Origin of the sequence: Paenibacillus sp. FSL M8-0334, from assembly GCF_038000405.1 — a bacterium.
Taxonomy (GTDB): domain Bacteria; phylum Bacillota; class Bacilli; order Paenibacillales; family Paenibacillaceae; genus Paenibacillus_AQ; species Paenibacillus_AQ campinasensis.
The window spans coordinates 754,306-772,438 of record NZ_JBBOCH010000001.1 but is presented as its reverse complement, the minus strand read 5'-3'; the positions used below and the strand labels follow the sequence as shown (position 1 = coordinate 772,438).

Annotated in this window: 18 protein-coding genes and 1 riboswitch; of the genes, 12 read left to right on the top strand and 6 right to left on the bottom strand. The window is 53.2% G+C overall.

Going from position 1 to position 18,133, the window contains the following annotated elements:
• Positions 1-32 precede the first annotated feature (32 nt).
• From queE to MKX64_RS03455, 5 genes are all read right to left on the bottom strand, one after another.
• Positions 33-815 (bottom strand): 7-carboxy-7-deazaguanine synthase QueE, encoded by a 783-nt coding sequence (queE, locus tag MKX64_RS03475; protein ID WP_095268181.1) that lies wholly within the window; start codon positions 813-815, stop codon positions 33-35.
• Positions 808-1,299, bottom strand: coding sequence for a 6-carboxytetrahydropterin synthase QueD (queD, locus tag MKX64_RS03470; RefSeq protein ID WP_095268182.1), 492 nt, complete (start codon positions 1,297-1,299; stop codon positions 808-810). The genes queE and queD overlap by 8 nt, the downstream gene beginning before the upstream one ends.
• Positions 1,296-1,973 (bottom strand): 7-cyano-7-deazaguanine synthase QueC, encoded by a 678-nt coding sequence (queC, locus tag MKX64_RS03465; protein WP_341035335.1) that lies wholly within the window; start codon positions 1,971-1,973, stop codon positions 1,296-1,298. The genes queD and queC overlap by 4 nt, the downstream gene beginning before the upstream one ends.
• A 114-nt stretch (positions 1,974-2,087) precedes the next feature.
• A riboswitch (PreQ1 riboswitch) is annotated at positions 2,088-2,126 on the bottom strand.
• Between the two features lie 98 nt (positions 2,127-2,224).
• Positions 2,225-2,929 carry an AIM24 family protein gene (locus MKX64_RS03460; RefSeq protein WP_095399040.1) on the bottom strand — a complete coding sequence of 235 codons (705 nt, stop codon included), beginning with the start codon at positions 2,927-2,929 and terminating at the stop codon, positions 2,225-2,227.
• A 28-nt stretch (positions 2,930-2,957) separates the two neighbouring features.
• A complete protein-coding gene (locus MKX64_RS03455) occupies positions 2,958-3,389 on the bottom strand; it encodes a hypothetical protein (protein ID WP_155618644.1) in 432 nt (143 codons plus the stop codon).
• 269 nt (positions 3,390-3,658) lie between these two features.
• Here MKX64_RS03455 and MKX64_RS03450 point away from each other — a divergent pair, with 269 nt between their 5' ends.
• The 5 genes from MKX64_RS03450 to MKX64_RS03430 all read left to right on the top strand — a co-directional run bounded on the left by MKX64_RS03450 (position 3,659) and on the right by MKX64_RS03430 (position 10,437).
• Positions 3,659-3,802: a hypothetical protein gene (locus MKX64_RS03450; protein WP_176475623.1), complete on the top strand. Its 144-nt coding sequence runs from the start codon at positions 3,659-3,661 to the stop codon at positions 3,800-3,802.
• Between the two features lie 284 nt (positions 3,803-4,086).
• On the top strand, positions 4,087-4,797 hold the full coding sequence (locus tag MKX64_RS03445; RefSeq protein WP_095268192.1) for a hypothetical protein: 711 nt from the start codon (positions 4,087-4,089) through the stop codon (positions 4,795-4,797).
• A gap of 132 nt (positions 4,798-4,929) precedes the next feature.
• Positions 4,930-5,322: a helix-turn-helix transcriptional regulator gene (locus tag MKX64_RS03440; protein WP_095268193.1), complete on the top strand. Its 393-nt coding sequence runs from the start codon at positions 4,930-4,932 to the stop codon at positions 5,320-5,322.
• A gap of 417 nt (positions 5,323-5,739) precedes the next feature.
• Positions 5,740-7,020, top strand: coding sequence for an S-layer homology domain-containing protein (locus tag MKX64_RS03435; RefSeq protein WP_341035334.1), 1,281 nt, complete (start codon positions 5,740-5,742; stop codon positions 7,018-7,020).
• 915 nt (positions 7,021-7,935) lie between these two features.
• The gene (locus MKX64_RS03430) at positions 7,936-10,437 is read left to right on the top strand and encodes a DUF5704 domain-containing protein (RefSeq protein WP_341035333.1); all 2,502 of its coding nucleotides are present in this window, start codon (positions 7,936-7,938) and stop codon (positions 10,435-10,437) included.
• Positions 10,438-10,621: 184 nt separating this feature from the next.
• Here the strand turns inward: MKX64_RS03430 and MKX64_RS03425 are convergent, their stop codons facing one another.
• Entirely contained in the window at positions 10,622-11,725 is a 1,104-nt protein-coding gene (locus MKX64_RS03425; protein ID WP_095266756.1) for a YheC/YheD family endospore coat-associated protein, read from the bottom strand.
• Between the two features lie 232 nt (positions 11,726-11,957).
• Between MKX64_RS03425 and MKX64_RS03420 the strand changes: the two genes are divergently transcribed.
• The 7 genes from MKX64_RS03420 (at position 11,958) to MKX64_RS03390 (ending at position 18,065) form a co-directional block, all read left to right on the top strand.
• Entirely contained in the window at positions 11,958-13,097 is a 1,140-nt protein-coding gene (locus tag MKX64_RS03420; protein WP_230875779.1) for a glycosyltransferase family 4 protein, read from the top strand.
• A 78-nt stretch (positions 13,098-13,175) separates the two neighbouring features.
• Positions 13,176-13,751 (top strand): WIAG-tail domain, encoded by a 576-nt coding sequence (locus tag MKX64_RS03415; protein ID WP_341035332.1) that lies wholly within the window; start codon positions 13,176-13,178, stop codon positions 13,749-13,751.
• 205 nt (positions 13,752-13,956) lie between these two features.
• Complete coding sequence (locus MKX64_RS03410; RefSeq protein ID WP_341035331.1) at positions 13,957-14,823, top strand: glycosyltransferase family 2 protein; 867 nt, start codon at positions 13,957-13,959, stop codon at positions 14,821-14,823.
• 5 nt (positions 14,824-14,828) lie between these two features.
• Positions 14,829-15,890, top strand: a complete 1,062-nt coding sequence (locus tag MKX64_RS03405; protein ID WP_341035330.1) for a glycosyltransferase family 2 protein — start codon at positions 14,829-14,831, stop codon at positions 15,888-15,890.
• Complete coding sequence (locus tag MKX64_RS03400) at positions 15,887-16,648, top strand: glycosyltransferase family 2 protein (RefSeq protein WP_095266764.1); 762 nt, start codon at positions 15,887-15,889, stop codon at positions 16,646-16,648. Before MKX64_RS03405 ends, MKX64_RS03400 begins: the two co-directional genes overlap by 4 nt.
• Complete coding sequence (locus tag MKX64_RS03395; RefSeq protein ID WP_095266765.1) at positions 16,645-17,376, top strand: sugar phosphate nucleotidyltransferase; 732 nt, start codon at positions 16,645-16,647, stop codon at positions 17,374-17,376. Before MKX64_RS03400 ends, MKX64_RS03395 begins: the two co-directional genes overlap by 4 nt.
• Entirely contained in the window at positions 17,373-18,065 is a 693-nt protein-coding gene (locus MKX64_RS03390; RefSeq protein WP_095266766.1) for a glycosyltransferase family A protein, read from the top strand. The genes MKX64_RS03395 and MKX64_RS03390 overlap by 4 nt, the downstream gene beginning before the upstream one ends.
• Positions 18,066-18,133: the final 68 nt, after the last annotated feature.

The following is an 18,133-nucleotide window of genomic DNA, read 5'->3' as shown; positions in this document are numbered from 1 at the left end:
CATTTAATATGAGAAAAAATGCGCTCGCAGCGTTAAACGCCCCGTTTATTGCCCCATACAAGCGTGTGCAGCTGAGGCAGTACCCGCACATCGTTCAGACGATCCGATTTCATGACGGCATCGACCAGCATCTCGTAGCGTTCCAGCAGCCGGGAAGCGTGGCTCTGCGTGTCGCCCGTGCTGACATCCGGGTTCCCAGTCTGCAAATAGAACGGAACGTTCGGGTAGCGTTCGTGTACACTCTCGGCATAGGACAAGTCAATCTCATCAAACACAACGACCTTCAGGCTGAACGCTCTGCCTGGAGGGCGTCCTGACAAGCGGGAGATGATATCGTCCAGCTTCGTCCAATCCGTATTCATCCCGGAGCTGGGCGGCTTGGGCGAGATCGTCACCTCATCGACGTCCATCAGCCAATCCTGCCAGCGCGATCCTTGGGTTTCCACCGCAACGGTAATGCCGTGCCGATGCAGCTCGTCAACAAGTGTGCCAAGCTGGGAGAGAAGGGCTGGATTGCCCCCGGAGAGGGTGACATGGTCGAAGCGCTCGCCTCCTAAACGATACAGCTCCTGCCAAACGTCTTCCGCACTCATCCGGGTGATGGAGCCAGCCTCGGAGCCATCCCACGTAAATGCGGAATCGCACCAAGAGCAGCGATAATCACAGCCTGCCGTGCGGACAAACATCGTTTTGCGGCCGACGACCATGCCCTCGCCCTGGACGGTGGGGCCGAAGATCTCCATCACGGGGATGGGACGCGCCAATGTGGGCTCAGCGTCGGCGTTTCGGCTCAGCGTGGCATCCGTGCTATTCATGTTCCATCCACTCCCGTCTAACCTCAGCATAGCTGGTCGGCGTTTCGAACAGCCGCACGAACTCGGTACGCAAGCCCTGACGCTGGTAGGCTTCATTCTTCACAAGCGCCGCTTCCATTTGCTCGAACAGCCAGACGACCATGTTTTCGGCGGTCGTATTCATTGGCGGAAGCGTCTCGTTAAGATAACGGTGATCGAGAAAAGGCTCGATCTCTGTTTTCCATATATGCTTGATCTGCGCAAAATCAACGGTGATGCCGACGTCATCCGGCATGCCGCTGATGCCGAACACCACGATATACGTGTGGCCGTGCAGATTTTTACACTTGCCTTCATAGGCATGCAGATGATGCGCCGCATCAAAGGTAAATTCCTTGGAGACGAGCACGCGCTTGCGGTGATAGCGCAGGCTTCCGGCATCGATGTCTTTGCCGAGCTCCTGCAGACGGTCTACAATGCGAAATTCGCCGGGTTGTCGGCTCATATTGCATGCCCTCCTTCTGCTGCAGAGCGGCTGCTTAAATATTGATCGAGTCCCGCTTTTCTCAGTTTGCAGGCCGGGCATTCCCCGCAGCCGTCTCCCTTGATTCCGTTATAACATGTCAGTGTATGATTGCGGATATAATCGAGCGCGCCCATCTGATCGGCCAACGCCCATGTTTCCGCTTTGTTTAGCCACATGAGCGGGGTATGGATAACAAATGGATAATCCATCGCCAGATTCAATGTCACATTCAGCGATTTAATGAAGCTGTCCCGGCAATCGGGATAGCCGCTGAAGTCGGTTTCGCAGACGCCGGTCACGAGGTGCTTGGCGCCTTTTCCTTTGGCCAGCACAGCTGCAAAGCTGAGAAACAGCAGATTCCGGCCGTCCACAAACGTCGTCGGCAGCCCCTGGGGCCCTTCCTCAATCGCGATATCGCTTCGCGTCAATGCGTTCAGTGCCAGCTGGTTCAGCAGGCTCATATCGAGCACGGTATTCGGAACACCCTGCTCTTTGGCAATTTGTGCGGCGCACTCGATCTCAAGCTTATGCCGTTGACCGTAATCGAAGGTGACGGTTTCGACCTCGGCGAAGCGCTCCTTCGCCCAGAACAGACAGGTGGTGCTGTCCTGACCGCCGCTGAATACAACGACTGCTTTTTCATTTTTAAGCATAAAAAAACCTCTCATTCTTCAATATGATGGGTTGGTCATGGAACCCGAAGAAGAAGAGAAGTTCTTGAACTAGTCCGTAAAAAAACAAGCCTTATTCAGCCCTGAATAAGACAACTTAGTTTTTTATAGAGGGAGTTCGCGAACCTCTCCCATACGCCTCTTCGCGCATGGACTTTGTCTTCTGTTGTGATGTACACGGGCCTTTTTGTCTAAGCTCGGCTGTGCACGCCCTACATTATACCATGCTCCTGTTATTTGATAAACACTCCGCCAAAAGGAATTACTTCCCTTAGAAAGCGTTTGACCAGTCCTTCATCGTTGAATTCTTGCGCCAGCCTCTGATTTTGCCTTCCGGCCTGAAATAGCACATAGCCCTCTCCTGTCAGCTTCCAATGGTAATTCATATGCTGGCTGGCCAGATGGTTTCCGTAGACGGTCAAATCCAGCTGGGCCTGTTCGGGATAGGCGATAATGCTGCCGGCATCGACATACAGCGGCTCGGTTGCATGCAGTTTCACCTTGCAGACGGGCCCTTGCGTAAGAATTCCGAGGCTTCCGTTGCCGGAAAACTTCATCTTTATGGCATCGCGGGTGACAAGCATATTTTTTAATTTCAGAATCCGCGTCTGCATATGAATTCCCTGTGTGTAGAAGAACACATGACGAAAATCGTAGAGCATGTCTTCTTCTCCTGTAAGTTCGATCTCATGCATGCTAAAGCCCGGGGGAAGGGCTGCGGTGAATTGGCAGGGGCCCTTCATATCCGCACGAATCAGCTTCTTCTTCCGATACATTCCCTTCACGTTCATCAGCCGGTCGCTTCGTCCGAAGGCCGGACCACGGTAGGCCACAATTTGGTCGGGATGCAGCACATGAGCCATATCGCCCTCTGTCAGTGAAAAGGTCACGGCTTGTCCGGCGCCGGCAGCCGTTGTATCTTCCATGCGAATAATCATCAGGTCACCTCCTATGTGCTTCGTTGCGTTAGCGCCGATAGCGATTGGTTCGGCGCATGCCGAAACGAAGGGCACGAATAAGTACGAAATATCCAAGAGCGAGTCCGATCGCAGTCAATACGACCGTCTTGATACGCTCGGCGTTTTGTTTTCGGGCCATCTCGGCCTGCTGCAGCTCCAGCACCATCTCGGTCAGTTTACGATTCTGCTCAGCCAATTCGGCGTTCTGCTCCTGGAACTGCTTTACGTCATTTCGGGCCTGCTCCAGCTCCTGCAGGGTATGGTTGTATCCTTCCTTTAACTCATTAACCTCTTGAGGCAGCTCGGAAAACTGCTTGATTCCGTTATAGAAGCCGCCCAAGCTTGCACTGACTGTACGCTCTCCTGCTGAAAATGCGATCCCGGCTATCAGCAGGGTGGAAAAAAGACGAAGCGTCTTCATCCGCCAACGATCTCTCATAGCCACAATCACTCCTTGTCCCAGTAGTTTGTAATATTGTAATAGCTTCCAATTAACAGACAGACTTCGACAATGATAGGGCGCGAAAATTTCTCGTAACCGGTTGTCAGCGAGTGTGATAGATTCGGTGTTTAAATGGCGGGAATGGTGGGTAAAGTCATAACGTCGGCTTGCTGCACCAGATTCACGATTCGCACTAAAGCTTGCTCCAAATAATGTATCTTATTTGTGTTATTATATAAAACTTATTGGAAGAGGAGATTACAATTATGAAAGATAATAATATTAAGAAGATTATGATTACAGTGAACGGAAAGCCTGTCGGGAACGGATTGTTCATCGACAAAATCACCTATGCCCCCGTGCATCCGACACCATCTAATGTCAAAGATTGCGTTAAGAGCGGCATTTGACAATCCGCCGTCCGACGCGAATACACCTGAACAAGCGCGAATGGAGGGAATCGTCCCTACCCTTCGCCTTTTTTTGTTGGTCTGGAGAGGATCTGGGAAGGATATGAGGAATTTATGCACATCGTAAGTACCTTGTATCCACATCCACAACGAAAAAAGTTGCAAAAAAACTCCTCCAACTTGTGGAGGGGTCTTTTTTTTGTCGAAATTTAGACGAGAACATTTGTTCCGTGACAGTAAGTTGTCCGTCTCTATTGGTACATTATTAGAAGAAGAGGAAAGAGGTGGATGCGTTGCGATCGGACTTGAATTCGGATTTTACATGGAGCACGAATCGTGTAGCGGCCGGAGGCGTAACCCAGATATTTCTTTTGGTGGAGTGGAGAGGCGGTATCCAGGGGCCGAGCAGGCATAAAGGCATGAAATCTCATCAGATTGCTGAACATGTGCAGCTGGACCTCCAGTTAGAGGAACCAATCCAACTTACCAACGTATACGGAGGTATTCTCGATTCACGGATGGGACAGCATATCACGGTGTCCATTGGTCCATTGTCCGATAATGGATCCAAGCAAGTCGTGCTTGAGTTATTGGCCGGGCCTTATCGTTCCGGTATCTATCCGGTTATCACAGCCGGATGGTCGTACCGGGACCGGGATACGCTGCAGGTTACCAATTTTCCATCGTATACGCTGCAGCTCCAATTCAGCAATCATACAGACCTGAGGAGCCGCAAGCCGGATGAACGGGTGGAGAAGGCGCTGAGGCTGCTTCAAAATCCATTGATTCTGGACGAAGCGGAGCAGCTGTTTAAGCAAGGTGACCTGGAAGCGGGGGAAAGCATGCTTCGCAGGCGGGCAGATGAGATGATGCTGTGCGCGCTTCGCGCAGATGATGAGGATTATCTGAAGGAGGCAGAGACGCTTTACAGGTTAAGCACATTGTATTTCGGCACCTTTAGTCCTATTGATACATATAAACGAAAAGTTGAATAGAGTCTAAATACCTATCTTCCGATTGGTAAATTGTGATCATAAACAAAAAGGGAATACCTATTCCAGGGTCGAATGTACTAATTTGGCATTGGCAAATATGTCAAATTTACTAGAAGATAGGGAGAATGAAACATGACTGATCGACTGATTCGACTCATGAGAATTATCACACTCGTGCAAGCAAGACCAGGAATTTTAGCCCGGGAGCTAGCGGAACGCTGCGGAACCAGTGAAAGAACGATCTATCGGGATATGGATGCTTTGAGCGCTATGCATATCCCGATAAGCCACAGAGGGAGAGGGCGCGGCTATATGTTTATCGGCCAATTTGCAATGTATCCAATGGAACTGACAGAAGACGAGGTTCAATCCCTGTACAAGCTGCTTGCGATTATGGAGGAAATTAAACCGAAACTTCCAGACAGTTTTGAAAGCGCGTATGAAAAAGTGCTGGCTGCTGTATACAAACAGCGGGTAGACAAACACGAAAGCCAAGTGGAAGTGCGAAATAATCCTAATCTATGATGATTTCATAGTTGATAGAACATATATGGAGGTAAAGAATCCCCAAAATGTCTCGTATGTAACGAGGCTTTTGGGTCTTTTTTTATTGTAGCGGATTTAGATGGAGAACATAAGGTGACTATGAAATTATTATTTAATAGGGAATTTGTACCATTATACTCCAATTTATGATAAAATATCTACAATTTCTCTTGCATGAATATATGGAATTTTCATTAAAAGATTGTGAGAGAAGTCGCACATGTCCCTAAGCAAGGGCGTAGGAAGGAGATTCATCATACATAAAGCAGTGCCTTATTTGTGAGAGGTGAGGAGGTAGAGAGGAAGGGATAGTGTGGGCGAGATGGGCATGGGATTCGGCTCATTTCAATGATCGATTACGAGCTTTCCAGAACAGGGAGAAGGAGCGAGTACATTTTGAGCAAAGTAAACGTTCGTCATTCACTGCGCAAGCATATCATTTCTGCATTGGCAATTTTGCTGTCCGTATGCGGAGTCGTGGATGTTCAGCCTGCATCGGCAGCATCCTCGTTTAAGGATGTTCCTGCAGATCATTGGGCGAGAAGTGCGATAGAATCTGCTGTTCATAAAGGTTATTTCAAGGGCTATTCCGACGGGACCTTTCGTCCGAATGCCAACATCACCCGGGCGGAATTTGCTGCGTTAATGGCCAGAGTGTCTAATAATGAAATGGAGAGCGGACAAGGAACCTTCTCGGATATTCAAGGCCACTGGGCTCAATCCGCAATCGCTCAGGCGATAGGGATGGGATTTATATCGGCTCAGGATTATCCGAACGGATTCAAGCCGGGAACGGCGTTGACCCGGAGAGAAATGGCGAAGTGGATGGCTTCGGGGCTAGCGGCGAAGCATGAAGACTTCAAACAAGCTGTTAGCGACACTAAGGATACGCTCGTTCCGGTGGCCGAGTATTACAAGGGCGGGCTGAATAAAGCCGATTATCCGTATGTGGCGGTGGCACTTGGAACTGGACTGATGTCCGGCTATCCGGACGGATCGTTTGGTCCGGGGAAGACAACAACCCGCGCTGAAGTCGCCGTAATTCTGGCAAGATACGTAAACGTGCAGGATAAGGATCCGGAAGACTTTCAGGACTTGAGAGAAATGCGCGAGGTCGGACTGACTGGGACGAATTTGACGACGGCGACGCCGCATAGGTACTCGAAACTTCGGGATTCTGATACGGTATTGAGTTTTGACAGATTTGCTAATAAGCCGTACTCCATGTTATACAACCGGGGAACAATGACGGTTCACAGAATGATTGTTGTTGATGCAAGTAGTAAAACGCAAACTAATAATTTGTATGGGAAAATGTTTATGGATAGCGATTTTACGTTCTTAGTGAATAATAGCTCCTACAATGTTTTTTTAGAGGCAACCGTTGTTCCTAATGATGATAGCTCTCTTACAAATGCTGCTTTCCCCAACTCGACCCTGTATAATTTCACAACAGGGCGAGGCTTTAACAGTAAAGCTGCCGAAAGATATGGTCTGAATGTACTTCCTGCTTATGACAACTTTTTGTCAACTGGTTTTTTTAAAAAAGGAGCTCCTCAGCGCTTTTGGATGCATCAGTACTTGAATAGAGACAAAAGTGCAAGTGTTAACGGAGGGGAAATGGGCAGGATCGGCAATGGAACCTTAACTTCATGGTCTATTCCAAACGGGGAATAAATGAGGCACATGGTATAGATGAAAAGAGTGAGTATATATCTATTAGTCGTTTCATGGTTGCTTATCGCTTTTTTTATAAGAGCTGATCCGGTCCTAGCTGCACAAAAGGTCGTGGCAGAAAGTACAGATAAAGAGGATACAGCTACACTTCCGCCCCCCGAGTACCATCCTAAGGCATCAAATGGACCAACAGCGTATCAAAAAAAGGTGATCAGGGTAGAAGGTGTCAGACAAGCAAATCCGGGAGTTTATTGGTATCAAATTGATGATGGCAGGTTTCGCGCTGAAACTCGCTTAGCACCGGGCGGGCTAGTTCACACCAATAACGCTGGAACTCAAAAATTACCAGTGCCTGCAGTAGCAGAAGTGGCTGAGAAGATTGAGATGAAGAGCAATCCCTTTTACAAGCCGACAAGGTACGAAAGCCTAACTAAAGATTCATATACAGTTGACGAAGTTAGAAATGAGATTATTACGAAAGTTGAAACATTAGATAATCGCCAAGGTCAGGACTCCGAAATTATTAAGTTAGAAATAACGGATATGAAAACAGCTACAATTATTACATCCCTGACTGGCAATCGATTTGTTCCCTTCTTAGTCGAGGATACTGGTAATGAAGCTTGGGGCGACAGATGTGGGTGTTACTTAGGGTGGAATAAATATCGCTATGGATACTATACGCCTGTTAATATTTATTGGCGTGCTGATGCAGTTGAAGAAAAGAGGATCAGCGTCACAGGAAAAGCCTCTCTTAAAGTCGGAGAAGAAACAAATCTAATAGCTGCAGTTGAAACAATTACACCCGGCAGATCTGACTATAGCTCTCCGGTTAATGTTTCCTCGGGTGTTGAGTGGAGTACCAACCGACAATCTGTGGTCAGTTTGGTTGGCAGTACGGGGAAAGTTAAAGCGATGAGTCCAGGTGAGGCAAGAATTACAGCGGTATGGAAAAAGCAGGACAATTCTGGAGACGAGGGTTATATATTAACTGCATCCATATTAATTACGGTTGATGACACATCACCCCCGCCACCACCCACGGCCTCCTGCACCCCGCCATCGCCCGGGGCGACTATCAACGGCCGCTACATGGACCCGGTGGTGACGGCCCGCATATTGGCCGACCAGCGCGGCAGCGAACGGTTCGATGTGCTGCAGGGCATACCGACTTCCGAGACGCTATATGGCAACATTTTTGCAAGGAGTTACCTGGCCCAGCATACCTTTGTCCAGATGTCCGGCGTCTGCACTTTTGAAGTGAATGTCGAGAAGAACTGGACGCTGCACTGGGATCCCGGGCAGCCGGGACCGGAGGATGCCGACGGCAACCCAACCACCGTGCCGGATCCGCAGACCGACACCGAGACGGTGGTCGAGCGATACACTGTCGAGCGCCCGTATGCCTATTGGGTTATCGACAACCTGGAAGTCTATCGCATCGATCGCGGTCTGCTTCGAAACTACGCGCTCCCCGGCGGCGAGATCACCATTTCGCCGCAAGGCTACCAGCCGCCGCCGTTTACCGCCAGCCCAACCGGAAGCTTCGAGCCGCCTTCTCCGGCGGACCCGATTACCGCTCCGCCAGGCACCTATGGCGGCAGCAGCTTCACCAGCCGGCCATCCCCACCGAGCGAGAATTTACAGAGCGTGGCCGAGCAAGGCGTCGAGAAAGTACAGGTGACCAACGACACCTTGGTTTTCAACGGGCAGACCCTCATGAGCGGCAACCGGGTTGCGGAAACGGGGCCTAGACCAAGCCCTATACCGGAACCGCCGCAGATCCAGGACAACGTGCTGTACAAGCCTGGGAATCTGATCACGCCGGACAAAGTCAACCGGGCCAACACCACCAGTGCGGGAACGATCTTCTACACTCTGCTCCCAGGGAACATCAACGGCGGGGACAACAAGGAATTCCCGATTCATGGGATCAACACGGTGACCGTGCATACGCCGGTGGTGAACTACTCGTCCGTGACGGACGATCAGCCGCACAACCAGAAAACCAACCCAAATCCGAACCGGGCGGCCTTCATATTGGACCGGCCCTTCACCGTACGCATTCCGACCGCGGGGCAGCATGTGAACTATCCGGGCTACGGAAACCGGGACTATGCCAAATATGTACGGGTCAAGCAGGTGTATTTTCCGTTTGATGTGTACAGCGGGGATCGGCGCACCTTTTACCCGAAGCAGACCTGGATTACCATTCCGACGGCTCAGCTGGATACCGAGTTCTTCCTCCCGGTCTGGGTCGACGAAGGGAATTATGACGTGTACTTCCGCACGATTGCCGAGAATGCGCCGCCGGATTTCACCCCCGAGGCGGGAGCGAACCGGGACTGGCGCCATCATGTGGCCACCGATATCGAGCCGGTGGACGTGATCGGGCGGGTCTACGATTTTCACATTACGGATATTGCGGATTACAACTGGGAGACGGTGTTCCGGACGGTTAAAGGCAGCACGAACCCCACCGGGGCGTCCTATTGGACCGGACTGCGCGATATTGACGGCCGCACCCGCGGCAACGCGCTTCCGTATACGCTGCCGGTTGCGCCGGGCAAACATCCGGTGCAGGGCTATAAGAACGCTGCCGTCAAGACCGGCTACCATTTCAAATTTGACCTGAAAACGAAAGGGAATATGTTCGGTCCGCGAGATGCGATTTCGATTACACCGAGCTTTTACTTTGTGAACAAGGACGGAACGGGACGGCAGCCGGTCGATCTGTACTACCACAGCGGCAAGCAGTACTTCATCCGCATCGGCTCGCCGCAGGATACCGAGAAGCGCTACGTGATCCTGAACGAGCGGCTGAGAAATGTGCCGCAGCAGGAACTGCAGGACACGGCAGCGTACATCTACCAGACGGGGGGCGCGCCTTCCGGCATGAGCGGCGCGGCGTACGCGAGGCAGTATATCGAGAAGCTGAGCAAGTCCAAAACATGGGTCGGACGCTATGACTGGCTGCTGTTGCCGCCGGAGGTGCGCACCCTGCTGGGGCCGAAAACGAACCTGCCGGCCTCGGTGAACCCGCTGCGGGCGAATGCGTCGATCCAGCATTGGTACGGGGAATACAGCATCCCGGCAGATGTGTATGTCGTGCCGAAAGGAACGAATGTGGCCGAGTATGGGCGGACGAACCGGCTGGATGAGAAAGCGGACATCTTTTTGCGAAACGGTTATATTATTGTGAATTTCAATATCGAGACGATTCGCGAAGGGAACACGAGTCAGCCGCATTTGCAGTACATTCATGCGCCATTGATGAATCAGTGGCGGCTGGAGGGCTATGGCAGCACGTATGCTGACCCGTACGGAAATACGTTCACGCTAAGGGACGGGGATGTGGTGTTTTACCACGGGGACCAGTCGAGCCGAGGGGATTTTCGTTCGCAGGTGCCGCACTAGTGTTACGTGCATCAGCGCGTTACAAGCATTCGTGTTACTGCACTGGCGTTATATGCAAGAGGTACAGCAATCCATACCGGATGCTGCTCTAATAGCCAACTTCAGAAGCGATCCATCGTTCAGAGACGACGATGGATCGCTCTTTTTTTGTCCAGCCATGGTTATGACTCACCCGCGTCAATGCTTACATCGCTGGCCAGGCTCCGCGATCATACAGATAGCGGGCAAAGGCCATTGGCGTTCGGTAGGACTGCTTCCAGGTCTCCTCCATCCCTGCCTCTAAAAAACCGTAGCGCTGATCGCATCCGTTGCATTCTATAAAGTATAGCTTTCCATCCGGCGTAACCCCGATGTCCAGGCCGAAATCGGCGGCAAACGGAATATGTCTGGACAGCGTATGGGCGGTATGCAGAGCAAACTGGACCAGCCGCTCCAGCATCAGCGCTGTAGGGATATAGGGCAGGCTCTTCGCGAGAATGTCCGGCACCAGATGAGCAGAGCCCCCCTGCGCAATGTTGGAAACAAATGTGCGCGGAGGGGACGTTTTGGCGAACATGCCGGTAACTTCCCACTCTCCGGAGCCTCCCCGTTGAACGGTAACCCGGATATCAAAGGGACGCCCCTCGTACTCAGCCAGCTGAATGCGTTCCTGAACGAGGAAGGCAGCTCGTGATATCCGGCGGTGTATAAGCGGGTGCAGTTTCGCGGCGGATACCCGCACGGTCCGCCATCCCTTGGCAGAGGGAGCGGAGCGGGAGTACGTCAGATAATACTTGCCGCTGCTGGCCCGAAGCCGCATAATGGCAATCCCGACGCTGCCGCTGCATGGCTTCAGCACGAGGTCGCCGTGCTGGTGGATCATCTCGCGGATGGACATCGGTGTCGCACGGACGGTATGGGGAAGCGCGGGAAGCATTTCGGGATCTTCCCCTAGCATGCGGTGGATGACATCTTTGCCATAGCGAGTTCGTCCGTTGTAAACATAGATGCCTTGATCAATTAACCGGTCAATGATGGAGAGTGCCCGCTTGTCAGTGTAGATGGCACGCAGATGAATGGCGCGCGGGATCGGAATCTGGACTTGAACATAGCCGGATTCGGCAGGAATGCAGCCGATGAGGGTGCCTTTCTCCGGAGACAGACGATCGATGGTTGTAAAACAAGGAACCAGCCCGTACATGGCAGCTGCTTCTTCATAGTTTTTCAGGGACAATCTGGCCGATCTCCCGCCGGATAATCTGCGATACAGGTTGTTGTTGAGCAGTATGCCGACATAATCCGGATGCATGGTTATCCTCCTTGTCACCACTTTCATGTAGTCGATTGCTCCTAAACAGCTTATTCAGCGGTTGCCTGACGCGGGTGGACGGGTGTCGCGAGGGGATTGCCTATTCTTGAGCGAACCTGATTTTTGCTCTGAACAAGCATGCGGATAGACAAGATTCCTGTGACGGTTGTCACCAATGACAGGTCCATCGGTATATGCTGTTGTATGATCAGAATGATGTGGAGTGATGGGAATGCGTAAGGTGGCGGTTGTAACGCCGGGATCATTTGTGATTCCTTCGGGAAGGAGCAGCTCGGTCGAGCGCGTTGTGGAACAGACGATTCCACTCGCCCGGGAGGCGGTCGAGGTGCGGATTTTTGGCGTGCTTGGACAGGGTCTTCCACCCAAAGGCATGATTAACGGTGTGCCTTGCTACCGTCTGCCAGCGGGAGCAGCCTACTATCCATCGCTGCTGCGCAGGCTTCGCCAGTGGAGACCGGATGTGGTTGAGGTTCATAACAGACCCGTAATTGCCCAGCGGCTCAAGCTGCATCTTCCCGATATCAAAATGGTGCTGAATCTTCATTCCAATACGTTTATTCGCCCTCCATATATGAGCCGTGAGCGGTTCGGGAGCATCGCCCGCTGGGTGGATGCAATCGTCGTAAACAGCCGGTTTCTATACGAAGACATTACTTCCCGCCATCCCGAATTGGCCGATAAAATAACGATTAACCATCTGGGCGCGAGCCTGGAGCATTTCACGCCCCCCTTCAGTCCAGCGGCCAAGGCTCTTCAGGAAGCCAGGCTGGAGGATATGGGCTGGAAGGGAAGACGGATCGTCCTGTTTGCTGGCCGTCTCATCCCGGATAAGGGAGTTCACCATCTAATCGAGGCTTTGCCTCGCATTATCGAGCAACATCCCGAGGTGCTTCTGCTTATTATCGGAAGCGCGGCGTACTCCTCCGACCGGGAAACCGCCTATGTGCGGGAATTAAAGGCCTCGGCGGAGCCCTATCAGAACTGGATTGCTTTCCGGCCATTCATCCCGTACCCTGCCATCGCCGATTGGTATGCCCTGGCTGATGTGGTTGTCGTGCCGTCTTCGGCCCGAGAGGCCTTTGGGCTCGTTAATGTAGAAGCAATGGCGACCGGGGTTCCGGTCATTGCCGCCGAATCCGGCGGGATACCTGAAATTGTGGAACATGGTGTGAACGGATTCCTGGTGCCAGGCGAGAATTTGCCCTCCGGACTGGCCGACTACATCAACCGGCTGCTGGATGACGAGGATCTGCGCCAGCGCATCGGCATGGCGGCTCATGAGTCGGTACGGCAGCGGTTTAGATGGGATCACACCGCAGAGCGGTGGATCTCGTTGATGCAGCGAATCTAGCTAAAGAATAGCGGTGGCAGGCGCCCTGTCCCTGGAATAAGATGGTCACAACGAATATAGCGTAAGGAGAGAGCTCATTTGAACAAGGCCAGAAGGATTGCGGCAAGAAGCAGCAGAAGACCTTACCGGCATCACGCAGGTCCTGCCAAGCAGCGGAGGTTCAGGGCGCCGGCTGATGCGGAGCCTGGCAGGAGGCGCATGTATGCAAGGCTGTATGAGGACACGGTCAATGCTTCGCATCTCCAGCATCGGAGCGTCCGGAGCGAAGCGATTGAAAACTATGCGGTTCACAGCATCCATCTGTCCCCCGAATCGATCACCACATCCAAGATCGCTCTCGCTTCTGTAGAACCGGAGCATCTGTCGTTCAATCCGGTACAGGGTGCTGCGGGCAAACCTCTGCTGCAGCAATTTGGATGTATGGACTTCGCCTTTCCGGCAGATGAGGAAGTTCTGGAGATTGCGATTCCGTTTGAGAAACGATACGCAGACAACGAATATACGCTGATCTGCTCCAGCAGCAGCCCTGGGTTTCATGCTTGGGTTTTGTCCAGAGAGGCGGGGCAAGCGGTCGTCGGAGTCCGCAGACTAGAGGGTTCGGGGGGAAGAGAAGGGGCTTTTGCACTGGATTGCAGTCGGCTGGTCATGAGTTAGAGGCAGGGAGAAGACAACTCCCTGCCTTTTTATCATTTCTGCTGGCTTTCATAGAGAAGAACTACACAGAAGCCGTTACGCCGTGAGCGGCACATCATAATATAGCATAGATTGCCGACAAGCAAATGACCCTGAAAGCTGAAGGGAGGAACCTGGTTTGCGGTATATACGGCGGTCAGTACGATCAACCGAAGGATTGGCACGTTTGACAACCAAGCCTGCATTCGCTGTCAGCCGAGCCATCAAAAGGGAAAAGCCCCGTGCGGCAGCATCTGCAGATGAAGCGGGGAAGTCTGCTCGACTGTCGGGGATAATGCGGGAGGAACCTGTTCCCATACGCAACCATCCAGATCCGCTTGTATCGGTTGTCGTCCCTGCAATGAACGAGGCAGAACGGATCGGGGCGGTTCTTGCCCAGGCAGGGGCGGTGCATCCCCAGTCGGAAGTGATCGTCGTTGCCAATGGATGCAGGGATCAGACAGAGGCAATTGCAGCGCGTATGGGAGCCAGGGTGCTGTCCTTTCCCGAACCGCTCGGTCACGATGTCGGTCGAAGCATCGGCGCAAGGGAAGCAAAGGGCGGGATTATTCTATTCATTGACAGTGATATGGTGATATCTGCTGAAGAGTTGAAGCCGTTTGTCTACGCTGTCCAATCCGGCGTGGATGTTGCGTTAAACAATTATAACGGACCGATTCACAGACAGCCTGTGCACCGGGTAATTCTCGCAAAATTCACGTTAAACTCGATGCTCGGAAGATCGGACCTGATGGGAGCCTCCATGACGGCAATTCCTCATGCATTAAGCCGGAAGGCGCTGGAGGTTATAGGGGCGGAGGCACTGTCTGTTCCCCCGAAGGCGATGGTAACTGCAGTGTGCAGAGGCTTGCGAGTAGAGACGGTCCACAGCGTCGAAGTGGGCAAGAGGAATCCGGGCCGTTCCGCTGGAGCTGATCCGCTGGAGAGGCTGGTGCTTGGAGATCATCTGGAGGCGCTCTACGAATTGGCCATGCAACGCGGACCGCGCGGCGGTTTTTCCGATGGAGAAAGACGGCGAGATCTCGTGAGGTGAGCATATTGAAGCGGCTGAACAGAACGAAAAAAACGTGGGGGAGAAGCCAGCGGCAGGCACGCCAGTCACGCCCTAAGGGCTCCGGCCTGCGCCGGAGCGCGCCGAAGAAGCGTTGGCAGCGACGGGCTTGGTATGCCGGATATACTGCGGGACGAAGGGCGCTTCGACGCGGCGGGAGGCTGTCTCCGCGCGCTTTTGAACACTGGCTTGCCACCACCGGTCTTCAGGGGCTCCGGCTGAACTCATGGCTGCCTGAGCTTGCGGAATCCTTCCGGCGTGGATGCGCCAGAGGCAGCAAGGGCAGGCTTGGGACCGGACCGCTTCCATCGGTGAAAGCCCGGGTCTCCGCTGTTGTCTTGGCCAGAAATCATGCGGCAACGATCACAAGCATGCTTCAGCAATTGAAGCAGCTGCCGCTTCATGAATTGATTGTGGTGATGGATGGAAGCGAAGATAACAGCTTTAGCGCAGCTCGAGCCGTAGAGGGCGTGATCATTATTCATCTTCCGGAACAGGCAGGTCTGGATACGGCAAGAGCACTTGGAGCAAGGGCGAGCACAGGGGACTACGTTTTGTTCCTGAATGGGGACTTGCCGGTGCCTGCCCCGCAATTATATAGATTTCTTGCTGCGGCGGATCGGGGGGTGGAGGTTGCCCTGAATGACATAACTTCGCAGCTTCCTCCTTTTGCCGAGCAGACTGAAACGGTTCGCTGCCAGGCCTTTCTTAACCGGATGCTGGGGCGTGATGATCTCGGGGCGAATGCGCTCACGGTGCTACCGCATGCACTCAGCAGGCGGGCCATGGATGTGATCGGATATGCGAATCTGACGGTTCCGCCGAAGGCGCTGGCGCTAGCGATACAGAGAGGGCTTCGCATCGAAGCGGTTCATGCGGTGGATGCAGCAGGACGAACCGGAAGCGGCTTTTCCGGTCAGGAAGATCCCGGGCAAATTATCGGTGATCATATTGAAGCATTAACGGAAGTGATGGAGGAACAAGGGAGCCGTCTGCACTGGGGACAGGTGTCCCGGCAGGAGCTGGCTTTGCGGAGGAATGGGATATGAACGGAATGACGAGCATTATTATCCCGACATATAACGGTCTGCATTTGCTCCGGACCTGTGTAGAGCATATTCGAGCCTATACGGATGTCCCTTATGAAATCATAGTGGTCGACAATGGTTCTCATGACGGGACCGGAGCGTACTGCACCCAGGAGAAGCTGACCTTGATTTCCCTGCCGCATAATTTGGGCTTTCCCGCTGCGTGCAACTGGGGCATGAGAGCGGCCAGGGGGGACAATCTTCTGCTGTTGAACAATGACGTCTACGTGTCTCCACGCTGGTTATCCGGACTCATAGACGCTTTGTACAGCAGCGAGGATGTCGGGATTGTGGGGCCGGTAACGAACTATGCTAGCGGTATCCAGCAGGTCGAGGTGGGATACAGCGACCTTGCGGGTTTTGTATCCGAAGCGGATCGCCGGAACGCGCCGGGGGCTCAGGACTGGCGGGAAGTTAGGCGCATCGTCGGATTATGTTATCTGTTCAAGCGATCTGTCATGGAGCGGATAGGATGGCTGGATGAGCTTTACTCGCCCGGACATTACGAAGACGACGATTACTGCTATCGCGCTCGTCTTGCAGGCTTCAGATTGCTGGTTGCCAATCATGTTCTGGTTCATCATGAGGGCAGCGCAAGCTTCCGGCACCGGTTCCCAAGCGGATTCAGAGAGCTTGTAGAACGTAATCGGAGACGTTTCCTGAACAAATGGAAGGTGGATCCACTACAGTTCATCGATGAGAGAGGTGGTGCATCATGAAGGGCATATTGCTGGCTGGCGGGAATGGCACCCGTTTGCTTCCGCTCACCAAGTATATTAACAAGCACCTGCTTCCAGTGGGGAAGCATCCGATGATCGCTTATGGCATAAGCAAGCTGCGCGAGGCAGGCGTGACCGAGATTCTGCTGATCACAGGCTCTCGCTCCCTCGGACTTTACGCGGAATATTTGGAGAATGGAAAAGATTTCGGGGTCAGTCTGACGTACAGGGTTCAGCACCAGGCTGGCGGCATTGCTGAGGCGCTTGAACTGGCGAACGGGTTTGTATCCCCCGGCGACAAATTCATCGTTCTTCTGGGAGATAACCTGTTCCAGGATGAGCTGACTCCCTATATTCGCTCATATATGAAGCAGCCGGCAGGATCGGCGATGGTGCTGCTGAGTCCGCAGGATCATCCGAATCGGTACGGGGTCCCGGTCTTTGCAGAGGATGGCAGCGGGAGCTTGCTGTATATCGAGGAGAAGCCGGAGCATCCTCAAAGTCAGTATGCCGTTACCGGCATCTACATGTACGACGATTCGGTGTTTGAGAAAATCCGCAAAATTCATCCGTCCCAGCGGGGGGAGCTTGAAATTACGGATGTCAACAATCTGTACGCCACCGAAGGCAAGCTGAAGTATGAACTGCTGCAGAAATGGTGGTGTGATGCCGGAACATTCGAATCTTTACAGGAAGCGGCTGCTCGTATGAAGGATGTTCTGCCATGAACCGGGCCCGCTCCTCCCGAGGGCTGCCACCCGCAGCTGAGGAGCTGTATGAGGCCGGATTCCGGGCGGGCTATTCACTAGGTGTGCGCTACGGACGGAAGGATCGCTCCTGCCTCTATCCAGGCGTGAGCCTGGTTATCCCGGCGGACGGAAGCATCCCGGATCGCAGCATCATCCGCCAGCTCCAGGCGTGTACGCCTCAGCCTTATGAACTCCTGGTTGCCATCTCAGGCGCAGCAGGAGGAAGCCGTCACCTGGCTCGAAGCCCGGCGGTCCGGTACATCCAGTCATCTGAAGGCAGCATCATCACGGCCGTTAATCAGGCGCTTCGCGCTGCCCGGGGCGAGATGGTCGCTGTGCTTGCTTCCGGCGCCGCAGTCCGGGAAGGCTGGCTTCATCCGATGACCGCACGGCTTCAGCAAGGAGATGCCGTTCATGCCGTATATCGGGCGGAGGACTCCTTGGGTCTGGAGGGTGGCTACGCCGAGCCGAAGCCATCGTCGGGTGCGGAGGGGGTGATCAAGGGAGCGCCGAGCTGCTTGTTACTTCGGCGTGAAGCGCTGAGTATGTATGGCCATCTGAATGAATCTGAGGCCTCCATTCGGAACAGTATGCTGGCATGGCTGTTGCAGGTTCCGTCGTCCAATCGGCTCTGCTGCGGGGCGGATGGACTTGTGCTTCATCATTAAATTTGGGGGGGGATGGTGCACATTTAGGCTGGCCCAAGGGAATGTGAAGCCCGACCAACCGCTATAGC

What these genes read in the sequence shown, in the direction of transcription:
- MKX64_RS03450 (WP_176475623.1), top strand. Translation starts at nt 3,659, where the DNA reads ATGAAAGATAATAATATTAAGAAGATTATGATTACAGTGAACGGAAAG.
- queC (WP_341035335.1), bottom strand. Translation starts at nt 1,973, where the DNA reads ATGCTTAAAAATGAAAAAGCAGTCGTTGTATTCAGCGGCGGTCAGGAC.
- MKX64_RS03460 (WP_095399040.1), bottom strand. Translation starts at nt 2,929, where the DNA reads ATGATTATTCGCATGGAAGATACAACGGCTGCCGGCGCCGGACAAGCC.
- MKX64_RS03425 (WP_095266756.1), bottom strand. Translation starts at nt 11,725, where the DNA reads ATGCATCCGGATTATGTCGGCATACTGCTCAACAACAACCTGTATCGC.
- MKX64_RS03440 (WP_095268193.1), top strand. Translation starts at nt 4,930, where the DNA reads ATGACTGATCGACTGATTCGACTCATGAGAATTATCACACTCGTGCAA.
- MKX64_RS03420 (WP_230875779.1), top strand. Translation starts at nt 11,958, where the DNA reads ATGCGTAAGGTGGCGGTTGTAACGCCGGGATCATTTGTGATTCCTTCG.
- MKX64_RS03400 (WP_095266764.1), top strand. Translation starts at nt 15,887, where the DNA reads ATGAACGGAATGACGAGCATTATTATCCCGACATATAACGGTCTGCAT.
- queD (WP_095268182.1), bottom strand. Translation starts at nt 1,299, where the DNA reads ATGAGCCGACAACCCGGCGAATTTCGCATTGTAGACCGTCTGCAGGAG.
- queE (WP_095268181.1), bottom strand. Translation starts at nt 815, where the DNA reads ATGAATAGCACGGATGCCACGCTGAGCCGAAACGCCGACGCTGAGCCC.
- MKX64_RS03395 (WP_095266765.1), top strand. Translation starts at nt 16,645, where the DNA reads ATGAAGGGCATATTGCTGGCTGGCGGGAATGGCACCCGTTTGCTTCCG.
- MKX64_RS03455 (WP_155618644.1), bottom strand. Translation starts at nt 3,389, where the DNA reads ATGAGAGATCGTTGGCGGATGAAGACGCTTCGTCTTTTTTCCACCCTG.
- MKX64_RS03430 (WP_341035333.1), top strand. Translation starts at nt 7,936, where the DNA reads ATGAGTCCAGGTGAGGCAAGAATTACAGCGGTATGGAAAAAGCAGGAC.
- MKX64_RS03390 (WP_095266766.1), top strand. Translation starts at nt 17,373, where the DNA reads ATGAACCGGGCCCGCTCCTCCCGAGGGCTGCCACCCGCAGCTGAGGAG.